Here is a 4,562-nt window from a genome sequence, read left to right on the forward strand (position 1 = left end):
CAAGCGCATCGGCGTTCCGCCCGACGGGATGATGGGAGCCACGCCATGACCGCCCGCAAGAAGCACGTCGCCGTCCTGATGGGCGGCTGGTCGGCCGAGCGCGAGGTGTCGCTGGTCAGCGGCGCCGCCGTCGCCAAGGCGCTGGAGGAGGAAGGCTACACGGTCACCGCGGTGGACGTGCAGCGCGACCTGGACGGCATCATCAAGGCGCTGACGCCGAAGCCCGACGTCGTCTTCAACGCCCTGCACGGGCGCGGCGGCGAGGACGGCACCATCCAGGGCGTGCTGGAGTTCATGGGCATCCCCTTCACCCATTCCGGCGTGCTGGCGTCGGCCATCGCCATGGACAAGGCGATGACCAAGCGCGTGCTGGAGACGGTGGGCGTGCGCTCGCCCAAGGGCATGCTGCTGCACAAGGGCGAGCTGCTGGGCGGCGGCCACCCGATGGAGCCGCCCTACATCATCAAGCCCGTCGACGAGGGATCGACCGTCGGCGTCACGCGCGTGCACCAGGGCCAGAACTCGCCCATCGGCGACGGCTGGACCTTCGGCGAGCGCGTCCTGGTCGAGGAGTTCATCCCCGGCCGCGAGCTGACCGCCGGCGTCATGGGCGACAAGCCGCTGGCCGTGACCGAGATCCAGTTCGCGGCGGAGCTGTTCGACTACACCGCCAAGTACACCGCCGGCCACGCCCGCCACATCATCCCGGCCCCCATCCCCGAAGCGGTGTACGCCGAGGCGATGCGCGTGGCCGTGCTGGCGCACCAGACGCTGGGCTGCCGCGGCGTGTCGCGCAGCGACTTCCGCTGGGACGACAGCAAGCCGGGGATCGAGGGCCTGTATTTCCTGGAGATCAACAACCAGCCGGGGATGACTCCGCTGTCGCTCGTGCCGGAACAGGCCGCGCACGTCGGCATCAGCTATGGCGCCCTGGTCAGCTGGCTCGTGGAGAACGCCGCATGTCAGCACGCCTGACCGCCCCGCCGCGCGCGACGCTGTCCGGCTCCGGCAAGGAGACGGCCGCCCCGCCGCGCGCCATGGCCCACGCAGCACAGCGCGGCAACCGCCGCCGTGCCTGGCCGCGCTGGGCGCGCCCGGCGCTGAAGATGGGCATCGTCATGCTGCCGCTGCTGGGCCTGGGTGGCGGCGTGTGGTGGACGTGGAAGCAGGCGAACGTCGGCGGCGCCGTGGCCGGCACCCCGTCGGCGCTGATCCGCGTCGCCGCCGACATGGGCTTCCAGATCGGCGACGTGATGGTCGAGGGGCGCACCGCCACCGAACCCGGCGCCATCCTGGAAGCGCTGGGCGTGCGCCGGGGCGACCCGATCCTCGGCCTCGACCTCGCGGAAGCCAAGGAGCGGCTGGAGCAGCTGCCCTGGGTGTCGTCGGCCAGCATCGAGCGGCGCCTGCCCGACACGCTGCACGTCCGCCTGAGCGAGCGCCAGCCGATGGCGATCTGGCAGCACGAGCGGCAGTTCACGGTGATCGACCGCGACGGACGCCCGCTGGCCGACGCCACCGAACTGGCGCGGCGCGGCAACAAGCACATCGAGACGCTGCCGCAGGTGGTGGGCATCAACGCGCCGCAGCAGGTCACCGGCCTGCTGGCCGCGCTGGAGAAGGTGCCGACGCTGCACAAGCGCGTGACCGCCGCCACCTGGATCAGCGACCGCCGCTGGGACCTGAAGTTCGACAACGGCGTCGTCGTCAAGCTGCCGGAGGCGCGGATGCTGACCGCGCTGCGCCAGCTGGCGGAGATGCAGGCGACCGGCAAGGTGCTGGAGCGCGACGTGGTCGCCATCGACCTGCGCCAGCCCGACCGCGCCGTCCTGCAGACCGCCGCGGCCCTGTTCCCCGACGACGACGGCAAGAAGAAGCGCAAGCCAGGGGACAAGACATGACCGGCGCCGGGGCTTAAGGGGTGAAGATCATGGGGTTCAACGGCGGCAAGAAGCCGAAACGTCCGACCCGCGGCGGGTTCGTCGCGGCGCTCGACGTCGGCTCGACCAAGGTGTGCTGCCTGATCGCGCGCGTCGAGGACGCGGGCGCGGTGCGTGTCGTGGGCGTCGGGCACCAGCTCGCCGCCGGCGTGCGCGCCGGCACCATCATCGACATGGAAGCGGCCGAGACCTCCATCGGCGCCGCCGTCCACGCGGCCGAGCAGATGGCCGGCGAGACGATCCACGACGTGCTGGTCAACATCTCCGGCGGCTACCCCACCTCGCACGCCTTCAACGCCGAGGTGTCGGTGCCCGGCCAGGAGGTGACGGACAGCGACGTCCGCCGCGCGCTGGCGCACGCCCGCGCGCTGCAGGTCGGCGCCGACCAGCAGCTGATCCACGCCATCCCGGTGGGCTTCGCCGTGGACGGCAACCGCGGCATCCGCGACCCGCGCGGCATGTACGCCGACCGGCTGGGCGTGCAGGTGCACGTCATCACCGCGTCGGCCGGCGCCATGCGCAACCTGCAGACCTGCGTGGCCCGCTGCCACCTGGACATCGAATCCATGGTGGTCAGCCCCTACGCCTCCGGCCTCGCCTGTCTGGTCGAGGACGAGATGGAGCTGGGGGTCGCCTGCATCGACATGGGCGGCGGCACCACCACCATCTCCGTCTTCTTCGAGGGGCAGATGGTGTGGACCGACTGCATCCCGGTGGGCGGCAGCCACGTCACCAACGACATCGCCCGCGGCCTGACCACCGCCGTCGTCCACGCCGAGCGCATGAAGACGCTGTACGGCAGCGCCATGGCGAGTGCCGCCGACGAGCGCGAGATGATCGACGTGCCCCAGGTCGGCGAGGAGGAGCGCGGGCAGACCAACCAGGTGCCCAAGTCGCTTCTGGTCCGCATCATCCAGCCGCGGCTGGAGGAGATCTTCGAGCTGGTGCGCTCGCGCCTGGAACAGTCGGGCTTCGGCAAGCTGGCCGGCCGCCGCGTCGTGCTGACCGGCGGCGCCAGCCAGCTGCCCGGCACGCGCGAGCTGGCGCAGCTCATCCTCGACAAGCAGGTCCGCATGGGCCGCCCGACGCGCATCGCCGGGCTGCCCGAGGCCAACGGCGGCCCCGCCTTCTCGACGGCGGCCGGCCTGCTCATCCATTCCGTGCGTCACCCCACCGAGCTGCCGGTGGCCGGCCATGAGGCCGTGTCCGCCAGCGGGCTGTGGGGGCGCGTCGGTCTCTGGCTCCGGGAGAACCTCTAAACCATGGGCTCTCCCGCGATCCTCCGGTCTCCGCATGCCCGGCTCCACCCGTATGGGAGGAGCCGGCGGGGCCGTTTTCGTAAATCGCGCATCAACAGCCGGACCTAACCGGCGTCATCCGAATCGAATTCACCCAAGGAACAAAAGCAGGTTGTGGAGGCTAGCATGATCAACGTCAGCATTCCCCAGATCGAGCCCGAGCTGAAGCCGCGCATCACCGTGTTCGGCGTCGGCGGCGCCGGCGGCAACGCCGTCAACAACATGATCAAGTCGAACCTGGAAGGCGTGGACTTCGTCGTCGGCAACACCGACGCGCAGGCGCTGAAGGGCAGCTTGTGCGAGAAGCGCCTGCAGCTGGGCACCGGCACCACGCGGGGCCTGGGCGCCGGCTCCAAGCCGGACGTTGGCCGCGCCTCGGCCGAGGAGCAGATGGACGACATCGTCGGCTATCTCGAAGGCTCCAACATGGTGTTCATCACCGCCGGCATGGGCGGCGGCACCGGCACGGGCGCTGCCCCGGTCATCGCCCGCGCGGCGCGCGAGCGCGGCATCCTGACCGTCGGCGTGGTGACCAAGCCCTTCCACTTCGAGGGCGCGCACCGCATGCGCCTGGCCGAACAGGGCATCGCCGAGCTGCAGCAGTACGTCGACACCCTGATCATCATCCCGAACCAGAACCTGTTCCGCATCGCCAACGAGAAGACCACGTTCGCCGACGCCTTCAAGATGGCGGACGACGTGCTGCACTCCGGCGTGCGCGGCGTGACCGACCTGATGGTCATGCCCGGCCTCATCAACCTGGACTTCGCCGACATCCGGTCGGTGATGACCGAGATGGGCAAGGCGATGATGGGCACCGGCGAGGCCGCCGGCGAGCGCCGCGCCATCGAGGCGGCCGAGGCGGCGATCTCCAACCCGCTGCTGGACGACGTGTCGATGAAGGGGGCGCGCGGCGTCCTCATCAACATCACCGGCGGCTACGACATGACCCTGTTCGAGGTGGACGAGGCGGCCAACCGCGTCCGCGACGAGGTCGACCCCGACGCCAACATCATCTTCGGCTCGACCTTCGACAGCTCGATGGAAGGCACGATGCGCGTGTCGGTCGTCGCCACCGGCATCGACGCCGCCGCGATGGCCAGCCCGCGCCCGGTGCATCCGGTCAGCCTGTCGGTCGTCTCCGACCGCACCCGCAAGCCGGGCGGCCTGCCGGGCCTGTCCGCCCCGGCCGCCCGCCCGGCCGAGGTCGGCGGCATCGGCGCCGCTCCGGCCGCCGCCACCGCCATGTCGGGTGCCGCCCCGGCCTTCAAGCCGATGGTGAACGGCGCCACCGCGCTGGCCATGGAAGCCCCGCTGGCCCCGC

General features: G+C 71.1%; 4 protein-coding genes. All 4 read left to right on the forward strand.

Features of this window, described 5'->3' with window-relative positions:
* Positions 1-45 precede the first annotated feature (45 nt).
* Positions 46-975, forward strand: coding sequence for a D-alanine--D-alanine ligase (locus VED21_RS30025; protein WP_324889054.1), 930 nt, complete (start codon positions 46-48; stop codon positions 973-975).
* Positions 960-1,901, forward strand: a complete 942-nt coding sequence (locus VED21_RS30030; RefSeq protein WP_324889056.1) for a cell division protein FtsQ/DivIB — start codon at positions 960-962, stop codon at positions 1,899-1,901. The genes VED21_RS30025 and VED21_RS30030 overlap by 16 nt, the downstream gene beginning before the upstream one ends.
* Positions 1,902-1,930: 29 nt before the next feature.
* The gene (ftsA, locus tag VED21_RS30035) at positions 1,931-3,199 is read left to right on the forward strand and encodes a cell division protein FtsA (RefSeq protein WP_324889058.1); all 1,269 of its coding nucleotides are present in this window, start codon (positions 1,931-1,933) and stop codon (positions 3,197-3,199) included.
* 165 nt (positions 3,200-3,364) lie between these two features.
* A partial coding sequence (gene ftsZ, locus VED21_RS30040) for a cell division protein FtsZ (RefSeq protein ID WP_324889060.1) occupies positions 3,365-4,562 on the forward strand: 1,198 nt, incomplete at its 3' end.

This window comes from Azospirillum sp., from assembly GCF_035627195.1.
Taxonomy (GTDB): Bacteria; Pseudomonadota; Alphaproteobacteria; order Azospirillales; family Azospirillaceae; genus Azospirillum.

Bases quoted from the DNA above. Each gene is read 5' to 3' on its own strand.
- VED21_RS30025 (WP_324889054.1), top strand. From the start codon at position 46: ATGACCGCCCGCAAGAAGCACGTCGCCGTCCTGATGGGCGGCTGGTCG.
- VED21_RS30030 (WP_324889056.1), top strand. From the start codon at position 960: ATGTCAGCACGCCTGACCGCCCCGCCGCGCGCGACGCTGTCCGGCTCC.
- ftsA (WP_324889058.1), top strand. From the start codon at position 1,931: ATGGGGTTCAACGGCGGCAAGAAGCCGAAACGTCCGACCCGCGGCGGG.